Raw genomic sequence first — 19,037 nt, 5'->3', positions numbered from 1 at the left:
TAACTTGTTATTAGTTAACTGCACTTTCTAATTCAGCTCCTGCTTTAAATTTTACAACATTCTTAGCTGCAATTTGAATAGTTTTTCCAGTCTGAGGGTTTCTTCCGTCTCTAGCAGCTCTAGCTGATACTGACCATGATCCAAAACCTACCAATGATACTCTCCCACCTTTTTTCAAAGTTGCACCTACGTTTCCTAAAAATGATTCTAAAGCTAATTTTGCTGCAGCTTTTGTAATTCCTGCATCAGCAGCAATAGCATCGATTAATTCTGATTTGTTCATAATAATTAGTTATTAATTGTTGGTTAAAAAAAATTGTCAATACACAAATTTAGTAGGAAATACGTTCCTTGCAAGCGTTTTGTTTAATTTTAGTTTGAATTGTTAATAACTTGCTTTTTTTGTTCATAAAACCACCTAAAAACATCACTAAATTTAGTAAGTAGCCTTATTTTGTTGATGTTAGTACACTTTTGCCTTGTCAGAAAAAGTGATCCCATTTAGCAATTCTGCAACGGTCATTCGTTTTTTCCCTGGTAATTGCAAACTCAATAATTGAATATAACCATCAGCAACTGCAATTTTAATCTCCTTTTTGGTGCTAATTAGGCTACCAATTGGAAGATCATGCGTTTCGAAAATAGGCTTTGCTTCATATATTTTTATGCTTAATTCTTCACTTTGGTCTTTTAAGAAACACCAAGAAGCTGGATAAGGACTTAATCCTCTTATTAAATTATTGATTGTTGATGCTGGTTTTGTCCAGTCAATCTTGCAATTTTCCTTGTTTAGCTTGTAGGCAGTTTTAATTTCTGCAGATTCTTCCTGAATTATTGTAGTTACATTTCCAGCTTCAATTGCTTGTAATGTTTCAATAACAGTTTTGCTTCCTAAATGCATTAATCGGTCATGAAGTTGTCCTGCGTTTTCGGAAGGTTCAATTTCTATTTCAGAACTAAGTATCATAGCTCCAGTATCGATTTTATCATCTATAAAAAAGGTAGTAACACCAGTTTTTGTTTCTCCATTTATTATAGCCCAGTTAATAGGGGCTGCACCACGGTAATTAGGAAGTAGGGAAGCATGAAGATTAAAAGTTCCTAGTGAAGGCATCTCCCATACAACTTTTGGAAGCATTCTAAAAGCTACTACAATTTGTAAATTAGCATTCAGGGCTTTTAATTCAGATAAAAAGACTTCGTCTTTTAAATTAGTAGGTTGTAATAAATTAAGATTATTAGCTAATGCATATTCTTTTACAGCCGAATATTTTATTTTTTGACCACGACCAGCTGGTTTGTCTGCTGCAGTAATAACACCAACAACATTATAATTGTTCTTTATTATAGTGTCCAGAATTCCAACAGCAAATTCGGGAGTCCCCATAAATATGATTCTTAATTTTTCCATTATGATTTTAAAGTGTATTTATTATTCGGTTTTATTATAATGTGATTCTCTTCTAATAATTCTTGTAATGTATGAACAACGTCATCAGCGGTACTATTAGTTCGAGTCTGTATGTCTCTGGAGCTTAACTCTTCGTTTTTTAATAAATCTAGAATGTCTTGTGCAATAGAGTTTTTTGATTTTTTGGCTTTCTTGGTAATGCAATAGGAGCAAATACCACAATCAGTAGTTGTTTTTTCTCCAAAATACTCTAGAATCAGTTTGCTTTTACATGTTTTATGTTCATTAACGTAATCCAAAACCGATTTTAGTTGGTCTTTTTTCAGATTGTTTTGTTTTTCAAGATATTTTGCAATTCTATTAATTGTGAGTGCATCCTCGCGAATTTCATTAAATAATATAGTCGCATCGTTGTTCTTGCTATTATATTCTATAATTTCTTTTTCTTTTAGTTTTTGCAAAACGGTATGTACTTCAGCTTCTGAACTGCTGGATTTTTTGGCAATAAGTTGAAGGTTAAATGGAGTCTTCATTTCATAGATGCCAGGATAAGTTCGTAAAATGGCGAGAATAATTTCCTCGTCATTTGGATTCATACTTATATATCGAATAACTTCTTTAGACTCTATTAGAAATTGCATGGTTATTTTTTCAGAAAAACCTTGTGATAAAGTAATGATGCCTTGTCTGTCTAAAAACTGTAATGCATTGTAAGTTTTTAAAGTGGGAAAATCGTATTTATGACAAAAACGATTCAGATTAAAAGAAAACTCTTCATCGATTCCTTCACCGTAGGCAATTCGGAAATAATTACAAAGTTTAATATACATCGCAGTTAAAAACTTTTTGTCGGCCAAATTTTGAATAAACTGACTTTCGGCATTAGCAGTATCAGAAGCACTGGTAAGTAAAACTGAGAAAGATTTTTCTCCATTACGCCCAGCACGCCCAGATTCCTGATAATAGTTTTCTATATTTTCGGGTAATTGAGTGTGAATTACAGTTTTAACATTGGGTTTGTCAATTCCCATTCCAAATGCATTAGTGGCAACAATAACTTGCGCCTTTTCAGTCATCCACAATTGCATGTTTTTATCTTTTTCTTTAGTAGTAAGACCACCGTGATAGTAAGTAGCCTTAAATCCTAAAGATTCTAATTGAGCCGAAATAGTTAGACAAGATTTTCGATTGCGTACATATATAATAGAAGGTTGTGGATTTTTTTTTAAAATCTGTTCTGTTCTATATAGCTTGTCTTCAACTTCAAAAACCATGTAGGCTATGTTTTCTCTGGCAAATGATTGCTGGAAAAGTTTTGTATCTTTTAATCCCAATTCAGTTTTGATATCTTCTATAACTCTTGGAGTTGCTGTAGCGGTCAAAGCTAGAAAAGGAATCTTAGGGAAAAATTTTTTAAGTTCAGAAATTTTAAGATAAGCAGGTCGGAAGTCGTGCCCCCATTGCGAAACACAATGTGCCTCATCTATGGCAATAAAATTTATAGGTAAGTTCTTTACACGATCAAGAATCCAGTCCGATTGAAGTCGTTCAGGAGATAAGTAAAGGAATTTATAATTCCCAAACTGGCAATTGTCCAGAAGATTAATAATTTCTTCCGTATTAATTCCACCGGTAAGAGCAATTGCTTTAATGTCGCGTTTTTGCAAATTAGCAACCTGATCTTTCATTAAGGCAATCAAAGGCGAAATCACAAGGCAGATTCCTTCTTTCATCATTGATGGAACCTGAAAACAAATTGATTTTCCTCCACCCGTTGGTAATAAGGCAAAAGTATCTTGCCCTTCTAAAACGGAATCGATGATTTCGTTTTGTAAAGGACGGAAACGATCATGTTTCCAGTATTTTTGAAGAATTGCTAATGCTTCGTGCATTTGTCAGAATTAAAGTTAACAATTTAGAAAGCAGCTTCTAGTTTTACCAACCTTAAAAACTCCGACTAAATTTTATCTAAGATATAAAGAATTCGGTTAGTTACTGTGTCTTTAGGAACTTCAATTAGTTCGTAGCCATATTTTTTGTACGTTTCCACTAGATGATTGTAGATCGTTTTTGCTTGTTCGAAGTTTTCGTAACGTTCACCGTCACTCTTGTAGATTTCTTCCCAAGGCGGAAGTAGAAAAATTTTAGAATATTTGCAAACTTCGCATGCTTCTTTAAAATGTTCAGGGTAATTATCGCCTATGTAGTCCATATAAGCCACAACATCAGGAATTCCTCTATCAATAAAAACTACTTCCGCTGGTTCTGCTTTAGCATTTTCGAATTGTTTTATCCTTCCCTCCAGTAGCTTTTCACTAAATAACAAGGGTTTTTCAAGAAACAGTTGTTCGATTCCTTCTTTTTGAGCCTCAAGGGTTACTTGTCTAGAAATTTCGGGATAACAGCAATATCCATCGGCTACTAAACCATCAATAATTGTAGACTTTCCCGTACCTGGGCCACCAATAATAACAATAATTTCTTTCTGCACTTTCTAAAAATAAAGTGCAAATTTACCTAAACTTATTGGTATAATACAAGATTTTTTTTTTGAAGCGAGCGATTTATTTATTTTTAGTAGGTAAAGTTCCTGCTGTTTGCTTCAATCTTTTCCTTTTTAAAGAAAAAAGAAAAAGGATTTTCACTTCCATCAGGGCTATGGAGGTTATATTTGGTTTTTTTTGGATTTATTAGATTTTTGGACTGTCAGATGAAATGTTTAAAGTTTAGCACATAACCCGTCTGAATCCAGTTCTTCGCGATAGCGAATCTGCCTAATCAGTGATGAGTTATGTGTTTGTTTGGTTATCTTTAGTAAGTTAGGTGTGAAAAAAAAACTACAAGATTTAATAAGTCACGCTGAAAACAAAGCCCTAGATTATTAGATTGTTTTTTAAATTGCCGTTGGTTTTAACCAATGGATTATTTGTTTTGTGTGGTTATTGATTTTAGCTAAATGTTCTTAAATCTTTTTCTCGGCAGGAATAATAATATGCGATTCGAATTTTCTTTTTGCAATAACATTATCTATAAAGTCCAGAACATAATCAGGTTCTTCTCTAAATAAATAGCCACAAAATTCATGTTCGGCTCCAGAAGAAGTAATTAGTTCGATATCTTTTTTTAATGAAATCATACGATTGTAAACCGAATAAGAACCAGAAAGTATCATGAAGCCCTTCGAGTCTGTAGGGCAGGAGCGATGTGATCCCGTAGCATAAGGAACAGTTGAGTCTTCGCTTCCATGCGAAAGTAACATCGGAATAGCATTTTCAGAAGTAATTAAATCTACATTTATAATCGCTCCAGAACCTCCGATAAGGCCTTTGTATTTAAATTTTTCTGGTAAATTATTAGAATACAAATTCATTGATTTGTAGTCCCAAAAAGAAGCATGAAACGCAATTTCACCACCGGCACTAATTCCTGCAATAAATATTTTCGAATCATCAATATTGTAAGTGTTTTTGTTTCTAATTAAATAAGAAGTTGCTTGCCATGTATCACTAACAGCAATTTGTATGGTTTTAATTTTTTCAGACAAAGGTGAGGTGCATCCAAAATCTTTGTCCTTCATGTAAAGCGTGTATGAGATACTCGCTACGGCAATTCCTTTTTTAGCAAGACTAGTGGCAAAATTTCTTTCGCCAAAACGATCTCCACCTGAAAAACCGCCACCATGAGCAAAAATTACAAGAGGTGTTTTTTTGTTAGATTTTTTAGGTAAATATAAATCAAGATCTAGTTTAATTGAGTCATTCTGGAAATAGGTTAAGGTCTTGACTTCTTGTGCTGTAATAGAATTTGAAATAAAAGAAAAAATAAATAGTAAGTAGAAATAAGGCATTCTCATTGTAGTGATTTTTTTATTATTTGGAATTTTGAATCAATCAAAGATAAAATAATAAAATAGGATAGGCCAAATTCTGTTATTTTAACAATTTTAACCAATAGCAATTAGTCTGATAGAAGGTGAAAATAAAGCTAATTTTAACGAATGTATCTCATTGAGAAAAAATCCCAAAAGCTAAATATAAATTCTCAAATCAAAACCGTATATTTGCGTCTATTTTAATGAGATAATGGACGAAGATAAAGAAAAAACCATCGCCGAATTTTACGAAAGATTAAAGGTTGAGTTAGATAATACTAACACTTGGCCAGCAGAGTATTTGTATAAATTTATTATGCCTTCAGTAGGGGATAATGTCGAGCGCGTAGAGAAAGCTTTTGATAGTATGGGAGCAGTAATCAAAACTACAAAATCTAAAACAGGTAAATTTACCAGTGTTTCGATAGATGTTACTATGAAAAGCTCAGATGATGTAATTAGTAAATACAAAGAAGTTTCTATAATTGAAGGTATAGTTTCACTATAATTATGAGCGAAAAATATAAAAAAGAAAATGCGAATGATGTTGTTTTTAATTTAGAATATAATTCTGAAAGACAGCATTTAATCATTCCAGAATACGGTCGTCATTTGCAAAAATTGATAGATCAGGCTACTGCTATTGAAGACCCTGAACAGCGTAATAAAGCAGCGAAATATATTATTCAGGTAATGGGGAGCTTGAATCCGCATTTGCGTGATGTGCCCGATTTTCAGCATAAGCTTTGGGATCAGCTTTTTATTATGTCTGATTTTAAATTAGATGTAGAATCTCCATATCCAATACCATCTCGAGAAGTATTACAACTAAAACCAGATGTATTAAAATATCCGCAAAACTATCCAAAATACAGATATTACGGTAACAACATCAAGTACATGATTGATGTTGCAAACAAATGGGAAGATGGTGAGATGAAGAATGCATTAGTATTGGTAATTGCCAATCATATGAAAAAATCTTACCTAAGCTGGAATAAAGATACAGTAAAGGACGATGTTATTTTTGAACATTTGTACGAACTGTCAGATGGGAAAATTAACCTGCTACAAAGTTCAGAAGAACTTTTAAATACAACAGATTTATTACGTACAAACAAACGTATATCAAATAAAATCACACCAGCTGGACAACCTAAAATTCAGAATAATAAGAATACAAAAGGGCAAGGAAAGCAAAAACCGTTTCAAAAGAATAATAATCAAAAATAAAAGTTGCTAAGTATCTAAGTGACTAAGTTGCTGAGCCTTTTATTTGTAAAGAAAAGCCTTAGTGTCTTAGAGCCTCAGTGACTCAGAACCTTAAAAAAGTAATATGGGAATTTTTAAAATTGAAGGTGGAATTCCTTTAAAAGGAGAAATCACTCCACAAGGAGCAAAAAACGAAGCATTACAAATTTTGTGTGCAGTACTTTTAACCTCAGAAAAAGTAAAGATTAATAATATTCCTGATATTATAGATATCAATAAATTGATTACGCTTCTAGGAAATTTAGGAGTGAAAATCCAAAAAAACGAACCAAGTTCAATTACATTTCAAGCTGATGAGGTTAATGTGAATTATCTTGAAACAGAAGCTTTCAAGAAAGAAGGAGGAGCACTTCGCGGTTCAATTATGATTGTAGGGCCTCTTTTAGCACGTTTTGGAAAAGGATATATTCCTAAACCAGGGGGAGATAAAATAGGTCGCCGTAGATTAGATACACACTTTGAAGGATTCATTAATTTAGGAGCTAAATTTAGATATAACAGAGAAGATCACTTTTATGGTGTAGAAGCTCCAGAAGGATTAACTGGTACAGATATGTTGCTTGATGAAGCATCTGTAACAGGAACTGCTAATATCGTTATGGCAGCGGTTTTGGCAAAAGGGAAAACTACTGTTTATAATGCGGCTTGTGAGCCTTACTTACAGCAATTATGTAAGATGTTAAACTCAATGGGAGCTAAAATTTCAGGAGTAGGTTCAAATTTATTGACTATCGAAGGAGTTGAAAGCTTAGGTGGTTGTGAGCACAGAATTCTTCCAGATATGATCGAAATCGGATCTTGGATTGGATTAGCAGCAATGACTAAAAGTGAAATCACTATCAAAAATGTAAGCTGGGATAATTTAGGATTGATTCCAAATACATTTAGAAAATTAGGAATTACAATAGAAAAACGTGGCGATGATATTTATATTCCTGCTCACGTAAATGGATATGAAGTAAAAACAGATATTGATGGATCAATCTTAACCATTGCCGATGCACCATGGCCTGGATTTACACCAGATTTATTAAGTATTGTTTTGGTTGTAGCAACACAAGCAAAAGGAGACGTTTTAATTCACCAAAAAATGTTCGAAAGCCGTTTGTTTTTCGTTGATAAACTAATCGACATGGGAGCAAAAATTATGTTGTGCGATCCGCATAGAGCTGTTGTTATGGGACATAACTTCGAATCACAATTAAAAGCGACTACAATGTCATCACCAGATATTCGTGCTGGAATATCATTGTTAATTGCTGCTTTATCAGCAAAAGGAACAAGCACAATTCAAAATATAGAACAAATCGACCGTGGATACGAGCGTATCGACGAACGATTGAGAGCAATTGGAGCAAAAATCGTGAGAGCGTAATAAAATTCTCAAATGACGAATGAAGAATGACGAATGAAGAAAAAGCTATAAAAGCTACATACTTTAGTATAATCGGAAATACCTGCTTGGCCATTATAAAAGGCTTGGCAGGTTTTTTTGGCAATTCTTATGCCTTAATTGCAGATGCAATAGAATCAACAACAGATATATTTTCGTCTTTTTTGGTTCTATTTGGAATCAAATATTCAAGTAAACCCGCTGATGAAAATCATCCCTATGGACATGGACGTGCCGAACCATTAATTACCTTTTTAGTAGTTGGCTTTTTAATAACATCGGCAACGATTATTGGTTACGAAAGTATTGCTAACATCCGAAACCCACACGATTTACCAAAATCATGGACATTGTATGTTTTAGGAGCAATTATTATATGGAAAGAATATTCTTTTCGATTAGTAATGAAACGAAGCAAGCAAACCAATAGTTCATCATTAGCCGCAGATGCTTGGCATCATCGTAGTGATGCAATTACATCTGTAGCTGCATTTATCGGGATTTCGATAGCTCTGTTTATGGGTAAAGGATATGAAGCAGCAGATGATTGGGCTGCACTTTTTGCCGCATTTTTTATTTTATATAATAGTTATAAAATTTTTAGACCAGCGCTTGGAGAAATAATGGACGAAAGTCTTAATGATGATTTGGTCGAAGAAATCCGAATAGAATCTTTGACTGTTGTAGGTATTCTAGGAACCGAAAAATGTTTTATTCGTAAAGCAGGAATGAAATATCATGTAGATCTCCATGCTATAGTATCTGCTAAAATTTCGGTAAAAGAAGGACATGAATTATCACATAAATTACAAGATACACTAAAAGAAAAAATACCTCAATTAGGGAACGTTCTGATTCATATTGAACCAGATGATTATCACTAGAAAGAGGTTCAAAGGTTCTGAGGTACTAAGGTTTCTTTGTTAAAGTTTTTTATTTTGCCAAAGAAAATAACGAAGACAAAAAAAATGAAATCCGTTTATTCTTTTATAGAGTAAACGGATTTTTTTTGATTCAAAGGAACTATGATTCTGAGCCGCTGAGATATCTTTGTCATAGTTTTTTTTACTTTGACAAAAATTCCACCTCAAAAATTCATCCTCAAAACTTTATTTAAGCAATTTTATATAATAAACATGATGTGGAATTCGGCTTGTTAAAATCTATCTGATCTGTTTTAATCTGTGTGAAATTACCACCAAACTACTCTAAAATATTAAGAAACTTTAAGCCAAAAACAACTCCATTTTGCTCTATACCATTTTGATAAGAATGAACATAATCTACGCGTAGCATTCTGAATTTTCCAAAACCAAGATTGTCCAATCCTACTGTAAATTCTGAGTATGGTTTTCTATTAGGAATTCCAAGAGAATGAAAACCTATGTTTAAAGTTGATTTTAGCTTATTTAATAATGGAATTTTGTTCATGATATAACCATTGTCATTATGTTCCATATGAACTTCAAAATAGCTATCGTTTGTACTGTTGCTATAATAAGGGAGCAAATTAAAAACATTTAAATAGCGACTGGCTTGACTAATATGAGTTTGATTTCCATTAAAGTGTTTGTAATCCATAAAAGCAATATTTTCTGCATTAAAAAAGGTGCCTGCTTTAATATTGATTCCTAAGAGCCCTTTGTTAGCAAGTCCCAAATCATATCTTACCGCAACGTTTATGTGATCAAATTCATATTTTTTGTTACTAGCGGCCAATCCTTTTTCGTAGCCTAAGTATATAGTAGGATATTTTTCATTTCTAATATTATATTTCCCATCTGGTCTTGATATGTATTTATTGCCAAAATTAATTCTAGTAGACAGATTGGTTTTTATCAAATGGTGTTTTTCAAAAGGAGTGTTTTCAAAATCATTTGGTGAAAACGGATTGTTAGAAGAATATAAATCTCCTTTATTAAAGAAAGAATAATCAGTTGAGTTAAAAAGGGGACTGCGTTGTTCGTAGGCAATTTTACCATTTAAAGTAATTCCATTAGCAATGTTTTGATAATAGGCTATTTGAGCAAATTCGAGATTGTAAACTTTCATGTAATTGTCCTTAAAGAATAAAGAACTAACCGAATTGATGAAACTGCTAATAGGTTCATTGCTATTGAACTGTTTTACTTTAGTTCCTCCGGTAACGTTAAGTGTTGCATAATTTTGATGATTAAAAGTGTGCTTGAATTCTCCAGTCATGCGCAATCTTTCATCCGAAAAACCATAGTTAATTGCTGTACTTATTGTGGTTTCTTTACCTTTTTCTTCATTCCATTTTTTATATAAAAAGCCAGTTCCAATATTAAAACCTTGTACGGTATTAAAACTAAGCGCGCTCAAATCGAATAAACCATTGTATGTAAATGAATATTTCTCAAAAGTATTCTTGTATTGGTGACCGAGTAATATATCAGAAATAGTGAACTTGTTATTTTTAGCATCAATAGAATCGGTGTACTTTCTAGAAGTTCGAATAGTTTGTAAACTGTCTTTTTTAATGTAATCCGTACTTTCCTCGATTGTTAAAGGAATTGGACGAATTGTATTCCAATACGAATTGTCTTTTTTATTTGCATTAGCTTCAAAACTTACGATTTCATTAGTGAAAGTTTTCTTTTCAAATGATTCGGGAAACTCATAATTAGTATATACATAATTGAATTTACCTGTAAATACAACGCCAAAAGCTCCCGCGGTAAAGGACAGGCTTTGAGCATTTTTAGCCCACAATTTATTTTTGGAGTTGTAGCTGAAACTTTGTTTGAGATTCATTATTTGAGTAACCTCATTTTTAATTCGGTACCCTTTGATATCAAGATCAATTGCGTAAATAGCAAAACTATCATCAATAATATAAATATAGCCTTCAAAAACGGGTTCTTTGTCACGTTTAGGAATTACTTTTATTTTATTAATTTCTTTATTATTTTCATCGAAGAACGTTCCTTCGAGTTTGTATTTATAATAATTAAAAGCATTATCTGCAATAGGTGAAATCATATTTACACCAAATTTCAGAGTGTTATTATAAAAATCATAAGTAGATAAACTGGCCGTATTATAGCTAAAACCTTTGTTGTTTCCTGAAATTTTAGAAGCAATAATGTTTTCTTTCAGGTTGTTAGGTTTTTCAAAAGTAATTTTAGAAATAGTTTCAGACAGGTATAAAACTCCCGTTCCAGTAGAATCAAGATTGGAGGCCATTTCTTCTCCAATATCTACTTTTATTCCCATGATTTTTTTGGGTAAATCCTTTATTTTGAATAAGCCTTTTGAATAGAAATCTGCTGTATAGCGTTGTATTTTTTTAGCGTTTTCTTTTTTGTTAGCTATGGTACTTTTTATAATGTCGTTTGCAGGATTATTTTTAGGATTTATAATTACTTCATTAAGAGTGACGTTTTCTTCCTGTAGTTTTACATCTAATGTATAAGAAGCTGAAGATGTATTTTGAATAGTTAACTTTTGGGCCTTATACCCTAAAAATTGAAATATGATTTTATTCTTGCCTATTTCTTTTACGTTTAGTTGGTATTTACCTTGCTCGTTAGAAGTAGTGCTATTGTATGTGTTCTCTTCAAAGACAGAAACAAAAGAAAGTGGATTTCCATTCTCATCCGAAACGGTACCTTTTATCTGCGCGAAATTTGAAATAGAAAATAGTAAAAAAGTAAGTAACGTAAAGTTTTTCATAAATAGGTTCATTTCTTGTTTCAAAAATAGAAGAACTTAATAATGAACCTATTAAAAGTATGTTAAAACATTTGTAATACTATGACTATAAAAAAGAACGTATTGCAAGCTCGTAACTTTTTAAACCAAAACCAAGAATAACACCTTTAGCATTTCCTGATATATATGATTGATGACGGAAGCTTTCGCGCGCATAAGTGTTAGATATATGGACTTCTATAACAGGAGTAGTAACAGCTTTAATAGCATCTCCAATACCAATAGATGTATGAGTGTATGCACCGGCATTTAAAATAATACCATCATAATTAAAACCAAACTCTTGTATTTTTCCTATTAGCTCTCCTTCAATATTGCTTTGGTAATAACTTAGTTCAATATTTGGAAAAGAATTTTGCAACGTCACAAAGTAATCTTCAAAAGTTTGAGATCCGTAAACTTCAGGTTCTCTTTTTCCTAAAAGATTTAAATTTGGTCCGTTTATAATGATGATTTTCATTTAGAATAATTTAGTGTATTATGGAATTGTTTTCATTTTATATCTTAAAGAAAACATTTTACTAACTGTGTAAAAATAAAAAAACCGTCCCAATAAATAGAACGGTTTTCATAAAAGTATGTGATATTATTTTTTAGAACATAAATCCAGCAGAAAGTTGGAAAACAGAGTTCTTAGCTTTCGCTTCTTTTGATATTTCTGTTAATCCTAAGCCATAACGACCTTGGATGAAAATGTTTTCGGTTAACTTAAGGCCTAAACCTGCATTTACTCCGAACTCAAATGTTTTAGGGTCTTGTACATCAAATTCTTTTTTATTACTTAATAAAAATGATGCTTGAGGACCAACTTCTAGGCTAAAGGATTTATTTAAATAAATTTTTGCCATTACTGGAATTGTTAAATAACCTAATTCATTTTTAAAATCTTCAACGGCTGTTTTATAAGTTGCACCTTGTGTTGAGTACAAAAGTTCAGGTTGGATAGAGAATTTATCTAATAACTTAATTTCGGCTACTAAACCAGCATGATAACTAGTTATACCTTCTTTGTCTACTGAAATGCCTTCAAAACCAGCATCTCCATTTAGATTGGCAAAATTTACCCCAGCTTTTACTCCAAATTTTATAAATTGTGCTTGCATTGTTGCCGATGTTGCTACGAACAGTACAGCTACTAAAATTAATTTTTTCATAAGTTTTTTTTTAACGATTTGATTGATTTTTCTTTAGAGAAAACGGTTATAAATTGCAAATATTGCTTAAATAATTTGAAAGATTCTAATCTTTTGTATTAAATTATTTTAGCGAATTGCTTAGTTCGTTAGCAAAATTACATGCTGTTCATCGGTTTAGTTTATATTTAGGTGCTATTGTTTTACAGAATTTACATGTATTTATTTTTTAGTAGTATTATATTTCTAATTATTTAATATATTTGTAGTATTAATTTTATAATAAAAAACATGAAAAAAATTATTTTAACTACGTTGGCAGTTTTAGGATTCACATTTGCAAATGCGCAAGAGCAAACCGCAAAAGGAAAATGGCTTATTGAAGCAAACACTGGTTTTGGTGGAGAAGGAACAGGAAATACTTCTTTTAGACTTACGTCTGAAGATGGAGATACTGCTTGGAATGTTGGGGCGGAAGGAGGTTATTTTGTAATGGATAATCTAGCTGTAAAAGCAGGATTAGGTTATGGAGATAATGGTGAAGATTTTGCAAATAGTGTATTCTCATACAAAGTAGGAGCAAAATATTATTTACTAAATAAATTTCCTTTAGAGATTTCTTACAACGGAGCTAGTATTAAAGATGCAGAGGAAAATCCTTCATATATTGGTTTTCAAGGTGGATATGCATGGTTTGTAGGAAATAATATTTCTGTAGAACCAGGTATTCGTTACAATGCTACTTTAAATGAAGATTATGGAAGTGGTAAAGGTGCTTTTCAATTTAATATTGGCTTCGCCTTACATTTCTAGACGTTTACATTCAGTTTTAAAAAAAACCTTTCATATTAATTATGGAAGGTTTTTTTTTGTTTTATAAGTTTTATTTGGTTAATTTTTAATATAAAAAAAATAAAATGGGCATCACTAAATTTAGTGAGAAAAGAAGTAATAATATGTTGTAATACAGTGTTTTGTAGATGCAAATTTGATAGGTTTTATTTTTTGTTTTTTATTTTTTTTAACATGTATTTTTGGAATTTAGATTTCACTTATCTACGTTTGCCGCATAAATTTTAACATAAACAAAAAATGAAAAAAATTACTTTATCAATTGTTGCGGTTTTAGCATTTGGATTTGCAAATGCACAAGAAGTTAAATTTGGAGTAAAAGGTGGAATCAACCTTTCTACTTTAACAGGAGATATTGAAGATACTTCTTCAAAAGTTGGTTTCCAAGTTGGTGGTTTTGCTGAAATCAAATTATCTGATAAATTCTCAGTTCAACCAGAGCTTTTGTACTCTGCTCAAGGAGCTAAACGAGATTTTAATGGATTTGATATTGATGAAATGGAGGTTGTTTCTGCTGATTTGACTTATAAATTAGCTTACATCAATGTACCAGTTATGGCAAAATATTATGTTGCTGAAAAATTTAGTTTAGAAGCAGGACCGCAAATTGGTTTTCTTGTAAGTGCTAAAGGTAAAGTTTCTGGTGGAGGTGATTCTTCTGAAGAAGATATTAAAGATCTTTATAAATCAATTGATTTTGGTGTAAACTTTGGTGCTGGTTACGATTTTACAGAAAATGTTTCTGTTGGAGTTAGATATAATTTAGGTTTGTCTAATATTGCTAAAAATGAAGAAGGTGACAATGCTAAAATTAAAAATAGTGTATTCTCTTTATCAGTTGGATATAGATTCTAATAACTAATTATAGAACACTTTTAGGGGTGTTCTTGAATTTATTTTTACAATTTTAAAGCCCTTAAATAGTAGTATTTAAGGGCTTTTTTTATTTGAACTGTATAGGTATTTGTTATTAGAAAAATTTAGTTTATAAGTTTTTTAAGGTTAATTTTTATTGCTTCAAAAATAAATTTTTCCTCACTAAATTTAGTGAGAAAAGCAATAATAATGTAGTGTAAATCAATGTTCTGTGCTTAAAAGAATAACTAGGTTTATTTTTTTTATTTTTATTTTTTAACAGTATTTTTGGAATTTAGATGGGACTTATTTACGTTTGTCGCATAAAATTTAACATAAACAAAAAATGAAAAAAATTACTTTATCTATTATTGCAGTTTTAGCATTTGGGTTTGCAAATGCACAAGATGGTCATTTCAAAGTAGGAGCACACGTTGGTTTACCTATGGGTGATATTAAAGATGCTTATTCAGTAAATTTAGGAGTTGACGTTGCTTATTTATGGGAAGTTGCTGATAAATTCAGTGCCGGAGTTACTACAGGTTATTCTACTTATTTGGCTAAATCACACACTTTTTCAGATGGTTTAAATACTGTTAAGATTAAAGGTGATGCTGCGGGTTACATTCCAGTTGCTGGTACAGCACAATATTCTATTTCAGATAACTTATTTGTAGGTGCAGATTTAGGATATGCAATTTATGCAGGTAGTGGAGATGGAGATGGTGGAGTTATCTATCAGCCTAAATTCGGATACCAAGCAGAGAAATATGAAGTTTATGCTGGTTATAAAGGAATTTCTGTAGATGGAGGAACATTTTCTTCAATCAATGTAGGATTCAATTATAAATTCTAATTATAGAATTTTAAAAATACAGTTTACAACCCTCTACTATTGTAGAGGGTTTTTTATGAAACTTAATAAAATAATTAATAGCTATTTATAGAAAATATAATTTACGAATGATAGCAAAATAATAAAACAATGAAAAAAATTACTTTATCTATTGTTGCAGTTTTCGCATTTGGATTCGCAAATGCACAAGAAGTTAAATTTGGAGTAAAAGCAGGGATGAATCTTTCGACTTGGACTGGAGATACAGAAGGAGTAAATTTAAAATCCAAAGTTGGATTTAACGGAGGTGGATTTGTAGCGATACAATTTTCAGAGAAGTTAACCTTACAGCCAGAGGTTTTGTTTTCAACTCAGGGAACAAAAATAGATAATCAGGCGGTAGACATAAATGAAGATGGAGTGGTGGATGTAGTAGGTGATGTTTGTTTTAATTTATCGTATATAAATGTTCCAGTAATGGTTAAATATTATCCTGTTAAAGGATTTAATGTTGAATTAGGGCCACAAATAGGGTTTTTAGTTGGGGCTAAAACCGTTACAAAATTGCAAGGTTATAGTGGTGAAAGCAAAATTGATGTTAAGGAGATTTTTGAATCTATTGATTTTGGAGTTAATTTTGGAGCAGGATATGATTTTACAGAAAATATCTCAGCAGGAATTAGATATAATTTAGGTTTAGCTAATATTGCGAAAACTGAAGCTGGAGATGATTCTAAAATTAAAAATAGCGTTTTTTCTCTATCAGTTGGATATAAGTTCTAGTTTTAAAATTTCAAAAATAATTTATGAACCTTCTACTGCGGTAGAAGGTTTTTTTTATGCAGAAAATGTTTTACTTTGTGAGTATGAATTGGAATAGGTATATAAAAGATTATCAATCCTATCTTAAGATTGAACGTGGTTTGTCAAAAAATACAATCGAGAATTATGTTTTTGATATAGAGCGATTATGTCTTTTTTTAGCCCAGAACCAAATTGAAGTTTCTCCATTAAAAATTAATGAAGAAACGATTCAGCAGTTTATTTATTCAGTATCTAAAGAGGTAAACGCACGTTCGCAGGCTCGCATTATTTCGGGATTGAAAAGTTTTTTTAATTACTTAATTTTCGAAGATTATCGTAATACTAATCCGTTGGAACTTATAGACTCTCCTAAAACAGGAAGGAAATTACCAGATACATTATCTGTTGATGATATTGATAAACTTATTGCAGCAATCGATTTAAGCTCTAATGAAGGAGAACGTAATCGTGCGATGCTGGAAACTTTGTATAGTTGTGGACTTCGGGTTTCTGAATTGGTAGCTCTGAGAATATCGGATTTGTTCTTTGAAGAAGGATTCATAAAAATTACTGGTAAGGGAAATAAAGAGCGGTTTGTTCCTATTGGAGAATCTACTCAAAAATATATTTTAATTTATGTTAATTCAGTTCGACTCCACTTAAATATTAAAAAAGGACATGAAGATACTTTATTCCTCAACAGAAGAGGGAGTCAGTTAACAAGAGCAATGATTTTTACTATTACAAAGGACTTGGCTTTTAAAATAGGTTTGAATAAAAATATAAGTCCGCATACGTTAAGACACTCTTTTGCAACACATTTACTAGAAAATGGCGCCGATTTAAGGTCAATACAATTGATGCTGGGTCATGAATCAATCACTACAACCGAAATATATGTTCATCTGGATAGAACATATTTAACGCAAGTAATAAACACTTTTCATCCTAGAAGGTAAGTTTTTTTGTTAAAATATGTTGTAAGATTGTGTTTTTGTCTTAAAAAAATAATATCTTGGAGGTGTATTGTTCATAATAAAGAGTATTTGCTTTTATGCTTATAGTAAGAAGTGAAAATGATTTTTTTGGTATTAAATAATGACATCAATTTTATTTGTTTTTTAGATGAACTAGTCAACTTACACAAACACAATTATGGTTTTTGATTTAAATGAAGATGAAAATTGTCAGAAGTTGAATAACTTTTACAAGAAATTATTTGCCGAAATTCCTGACTTAATCTTTCAGTTTGTTGTCGATGTCGATAACACTTATTCTTTTCCTTTGGTAAGTAAGTCCATGGAAGAGATATTTGAGTTGTCTATAGCTGAATTTACTAATCGTAGTAAATTTTTTATCTATGAAAGAGTGCATCCCGAAGATCAGCATCTGTTTATTTGTTCGCTATCCAAAGCTAGAAAAACTTTGACAGCGTGGGAAATTGAATTTCGAGTAGTATTACCCAAAAAAGGAATTCGTTGGTTAAAAGTTTGTTCAAAAACAGAGGGTTCTCTCGATGGTAGAGTTAGTTTTTATGGAAGAATGTCTGATGTTACCGATATAAAAGATCAAGAGCTTAAGCTTAAATTATCTGAAGAACGTTTTCAGTTTGCTCTAGACGCTTCGACTGTTGGTGTTTGGGATTGGGATATGGTAAGTAATAGAGTTTTTTACTCCTCTTTATCCTTAAAGATTTTAGAATTACAGTCTAATGATATTTTTGATGATCCTGAACGTTGGGATAAAATTGTGCATCCAGATGATTTGCCTCGATATTACTCAGATATTCAAGAACATTTTGACAATAAAGTGCCCTATTACGAAAATTATCATCGCGTATTAACGTCTAGTGGTAAATACAAATGGATATTAGATAGAGGAAAGGTTATTGAAAGAGATCTTAACGGTAAACCCTTGCGTGTATTGGGTACGCACACTGATATTTCTTATCAGAAAGAGAAAGAGTTAGAACTTATTAAAACAATGAAATTGTTTAGCGATCAAAATAACCGATTGCTTAATTTCTCTCATATTGTCTCTCATAATTTAAATACGCAAGCAGGAAATATTAAAAGTATTCTTGATTTTATAGATGATGATCATAGTAAAGATACGATTGACGAAATGTTAGTTCATTTGCGTACCGTTTCTAATGATTTAAATGAAACAATTTCAAATTTAACGCAGGTAGTCCAGATTCAAAGTAATCTTAATATAGTGATAAAACCACTTAAATTAAGTTATAATATAGATAAAACAGTTTCGGTAATCAAGGCTTTTAGTAGTAAAGCTAAAATTACAATACTTAATAATGTTCCTGATTATGTAACTATTAGTTTTAATCCGGCTTATCTAGAAAGTGTTTTGCTGAATTTTACTACCAATGCAATTAAATACGCACATCCTGATAGAGACCCTATAATCGAGTTTGTTTTTGTAATTGAACCTGATGGTCGCAAAGCTTTAAAAATTAAAGATAACGGCATTGGAATTGATTTAAAGCTATATGGTGATTTGATATTCGGAATGTATAAAACGTTTCATAAGCACAAAGAAGCGCGCGGAATAGGATTGTATATTACCAAGAATCAGATAGAATCAATGAAAGGGGAGGTTTCTGTAGAAAGTGTCGTTGGAGAAGGGACTACATTTAAAATTGTCTTTAATGATGATTTGTAGGTTTTAAGGTACTGAGTGGCTAAGTTTTTAAGGTTCAAAGCATGAAAGATGTGATTTGTAATACCTGCAAGCTTGTCTTTGTCAAACAAACTAATAGCTCAAGAACTGATTGCTGGCAAAAATAACACGCCATAAACATGACCAACGGTTTTAACCGTTGGTGCGCAATGAATTATCGCAATTTGCATCGCACGGTT

Annotated in this window: 18 protein-coding genes; 10 read left to right on the top strand and 8 right to left on the bottom strand. The window is 31.6% G+C overall.

Annotated features, from left to right (window positions below):
* Window positions 1–10: 10 nt before the first annotated feature.
* The 5 genes from EAG11_RS13360 to EAG11_RS13340 all read right to left on the bottom strand — a co-directional run bounded on the left by EAG11_RS13360 (window position 11) and on the right by EAG11_RS13340 (window position 5,264).
* Window positions 11–283 (bottom strand): HU family DNA-binding protein, encoded by a 273-nt coding sequence (locus tag EAG11_RS13360; RefSeq protein WP_129539609.1) that lies wholly within the window; start codon window positions 281–283, stop codon window positions 11–13.
* Window positions 284–463: 180 nt separating this feature from the next.
* The gene (gene fmt / locus EAG11_RS13355) at window positions 464–1,411 is read right to left on the bottom strand and encodes a methionyl-tRNA formyltransferase (RefSeq protein WP_129539608.1); all 948 of its coding nucleotides are present in this window, start codon (window positions 1,409–1,411) and stop codon (window positions 464–466) included.
* Window positions 1,411–3,303 carry an ATP-dependent DNA helicase RecQ gene (locus tag EAG11_RS13350; protein WP_129539607.1) on the bottom strand — a complete coding sequence of 631 codons (1,893 nt, stop codon included), beginning with the start codon at window positions 3,301–3,303 and terminating at the stop codon, window positions 1,411–1,413. Before EAG11_RS13350 ends, fmt begins: the two co-directional genes overlap by 1 nt.
* A 65-nt stretch (window positions 3,304–3,368) precedes the next feature.
* Window positions 3,369–3,902: an AAA family ATPase gene (locus EAG11_RS13345; RefSeq protein ID WP_129539606.1), complete on the bottom strand. Its 534-nt coding sequence runs from the start codon at window positions 3,900–3,902 to the stop codon at window positions 3,369–3,371.
* Between the two features lie 471 nt (window positions 3,903–4,373).
* Window positions 4,374–5,264: an alpha/beta hydrolase gene (locus EAG11_RS13340; protein ID WP_242499156.1), complete on the bottom strand. Its 891-nt coding sequence runs from the start codon at window positions 5,262–5,264 to the stop codon at window positions 4,374–4,376.
* 229 nt (window positions 5,265–5,493) lie between these two features.
* On the opposite strand from EAG11_RS13340, the gene EAG11_RS13335 reads away from it, so the two are divergent.
* From EAG11_RS13335 to EAG11_RS13320, 4 genes are all read left to right on the top strand, one after another.
* Entirely contained in the window at window positions 5,494–5,790 is a 297-nt protein-coding gene (locus tag EAG11_RS13335) for a DUF493 family protein (RefSeq protein WP_129539605.1), read from the top strand.
* 2 nt (window positions 5,791–5,792) lie between these two features.
* Window positions 5,793–6,515: a DUF4290 domain-containing protein gene (locus tag EAG11_RS13330; RefSeq protein WP_129539604.1), complete on the top strand. Its 723-nt coding sequence runs from the start codon at window positions 5,793–5,795 to the stop codon at window positions 6,513–6,515.
* Between the two features lie 103 nt (window positions 6,516–6,618).
* Window positions 6,619–7,929, top strand: a complete 1,311-nt coding sequence (murA, locus tag EAG11_RS13325) for a UDP-N-acetylglucosamine 1-carboxyvinyltransferase (RefSeq protein WP_129539603.1) — start codon at window positions 6,619–6,621, stop codon at window positions 7,927–7,929.
* Between the two features lie 26 nt (window positions 7,930–7,955).
* On the top strand, window positions 7,956–8,831 hold the full coding sequence (locus EAG11_RS13320) for a cation diffusion facilitator family transporter (protein WP_129539602.1): 876 nt from the start codon (window positions 7,956–7,958) through the stop codon (window positions 8,829–8,831).
* A gap of 319 nt (window positions 8,832–9,150) precedes the next feature.
* On the opposite strand, the gene EAG11_RS13315 is transcribed toward EAG11_RS13320, so the two are convergent.
* The 3 genes from EAG11_RS13315 to EAG11_RS13305 form a co-directional block, all read right to left on the bottom strand.
* Window positions 9,151–11,643: a DUF5686 and carboxypeptidase regulatory-like domain-containing protein gene (locus EAG11_RS13315; RefSeq protein ID WP_129539601.1), complete on the bottom strand. Its 2,493-nt coding sequence runs from the start codon at window positions 11,641–11,643 to the stop codon at window positions 9,151–9,153.
* An 85-nt stretch (window positions 11,644–11,728) separates the two neighbouring features.
* Complete coding sequence (aroQ, locus tag EAG11_RS13310; protein ID WP_129539600.1) at window positions 11,729–12,142, bottom strand: type II 3-dehydroquinate dehydratase; 414 nt, start codon at window positions 12,140–12,142, stop codon at window positions 11,729–11,731.
* Window positions 12,143–12,275: 133 nt separating this feature from the next.
* Window positions 12,276–12,836, bottom strand: a complete 561-nt coding sequence (locus tag EAG11_RS13305; protein WP_129539599.1) for a porin family protein — start codon at window positions 12,834–12,836, stop codon at window positions 12,276–12,278.
* Window positions 12,837–13,106: 270 nt separating this feature from the next.
* Between EAG11_RS13305 and EAG11_RS13300 the strand changes: the two genes are divergently transcribed.
* The 6 genes from EAG11_RS13300 to EAG11_RS13275 all read left to right on the top strand — a co-directional run bounded on the left by EAG11_RS13300 (window position 13,107) and on the right by EAG11_RS13275 (window position 18,840).
* On the top strand, window positions 13,107–13,628 hold the full coding sequence (locus tag EAG11_RS13300; protein ID WP_129539598.1) for a hypothetical protein: 522 nt from the start codon (window positions 13,107–13,109) through the stop codon (window positions 13,626–13,628).
* 279 nt (window positions 13,629–13,907) lie between these two features.
* Window positions 13,908–14,522, top strand: coding sequence for a porin family protein (locus EAG11_RS13295; protein ID WP_129539597.1), 615 nt, complete (start codon window positions 13,908–13,910; stop codon window positions 14,520–14,522).
* A gap of 346 nt (window positions 14,523–14,868) precedes the next feature.
* Window positions 14,869–15,378, top strand: coding sequence for a hypothetical protein (locus EAG11_RS13290; protein ID WP_129539596.1), 510 nt, complete (start codon window positions 14,869–14,871; stop codon window positions 15,376–15,378).
* Between the two features lie 129 nt (window positions 15,379–15,507).
* Window positions 15,508–16,140 (top strand): porin family protein, encoded by a 633-nt coding sequence (locus EAG11_RS13285; protein WP_129539595.1) that lies wholly within the window; start codon window positions 15,508–15,510, stop codon window positions 16,138–16,140.
* Between the two features lie 83 nt (window positions 16,141–16,223).
* On the top strand, window positions 16,224–17,120 hold the full coding sequence (gene xerD / locus EAG11_RS13280) for a site-specific tyrosine recombinase XerD (protein ID WP_129539594.1): 897 nt from the start codon (window positions 16,224–16,226) through the stop codon (window positions 17,118–17,120).
* 196 nt (window positions 17,121–17,316) lie between these two features.
* Window positions 17,317–18,840, top strand: a complete 1,524-nt coding sequence (locus EAG11_RS13275) for a PAS domain-containing protein (protein WP_129539593.1) — start codon at window positions 17,317–17,319, stop codon at window positions 18,838–18,840.
* The last annotated feature ends 197 nt before the right edge of the window (window positions 18,841–19,037 follow it).

The sequence above is a fragment of the Flavobacterium sp. 140616W15 genome (assembly GCF_003668995.1).
Lineage (GTDB): Bacteria > Bacteroidota > Bacteroidia > Flavobacteriales > Flavobacteriaceae > Flavobacterium.
This window is presented reverse-complemented; position numbering and strand designations above follow the sequence as displayed.

Coding starts and splice junctions, on each gene's coding strand:
- EAG11_RS13360 (WP_129539609.1), bottom strand. CDS start 283: ATGAACAAATCAGAATTAATCGATGCTATTGCTGCTGATGCAGGAATT.
- fmt (WP_129539608.1), bottom strand. CDS start 1,411: ATGGAAAAATTAAGAATCATATTTATGGGGACTCCCGAATTTGCTGTT.
- EAG11_RS13350 (WP_129539607.1), bottom strand. CDS start 3,303: ATGCACGAAGCATTAGCAATTCTTCAAAAATACTGGAAACATGATCGT.
- EAG11_RS13340 (WP_242499156.1), bottom strand. CDS start 5,264: ATGAGAATGCCTTATTTCTACTTACTATTTATTTTTTCTTTTATTTCA.
- EAG11_RS13335 (WP_129539605.1), top strand. CDS start 5,494: ATGGACGAAGATAAAGAAAAAACCATCGCCGAATTTTACGAAAGATTA.
- EAG11_RS13330 (WP_129539604.1), top strand. CDS start 5,793: ATGAGCGAAAAATATAAAAAAGAAAATGCGAATGATGTTGTTTTTAAT.
- murA (WP_129539603.1), top strand. CDS start 6,619: ATGGGAATTTTTAAAATTGAAGGTGGAATTCCTTTAAAAGGAGAAATC.
- EAG11_RS13320 (WP_129539602.1), top strand. CDS start 7,956: ATGACGAATGAAGAAAAAGCTATAAAAGCTACATACTTTAGTATAATC.
- EAG11_RS13315 (WP_129539601.1), bottom strand. CDS start 11,643: ATGAAAAACTTTACGTTACTTACTTTTTTACTATTTTCTATTTCAAAT.
- aroQ (WP_129539600.1), bottom strand. CDS start 12,142: ATGAAAATCATCATTATAAACGGACCAAATTTAAATCTTTTAGGAAAA.
- EAG11_RS13305 (WP_129539599.1), bottom strand. CDS start 12,836: ATGAAAAAATTAATTTTAGTAGCTGTACTGTTCGTAGCAACATCGGCA.
- EAG11_RS13300 (WP_129539598.1), top strand. CDS start 13,107: ATGAAAAAAATTATTTTAACTACGTTGGCAGTTTTAGGATTCACATTT.
- EAG11_RS13295 (WP_129539597.1), top strand. CDS start 13,908: ATGAAAAAAATTACTTTATCAATTGTTGCGGTTTTAGCATTTGGATTT.
- EAG11_RS13290 (WP_129539596.1), top strand. CDS start 14,869: ATGAAAAAAATTACTTTATCTATTATTGCAGTTTTAGCATTTGGGTTT.
- EAG11_RS13285 (WP_129539595.1), top strand. CDS start 15,508: ATGAAAAAAATTACTTTATCTATTGTTGCAGTTTTCGCATTTGGATTC.
- xerD (WP_129539594.1), top strand. CDS start 16,224: ATGAATTGGAATAGGTATATAAAAGATTATCAATCCTATCTTAAGATT.
- EAG11_RS13275 (WP_129539593.1), top strand. CDS start 17,317: ATGGTTTTTGATTTAAATGAAGATGAAAATTGTCAGAAGTTGAATAAC.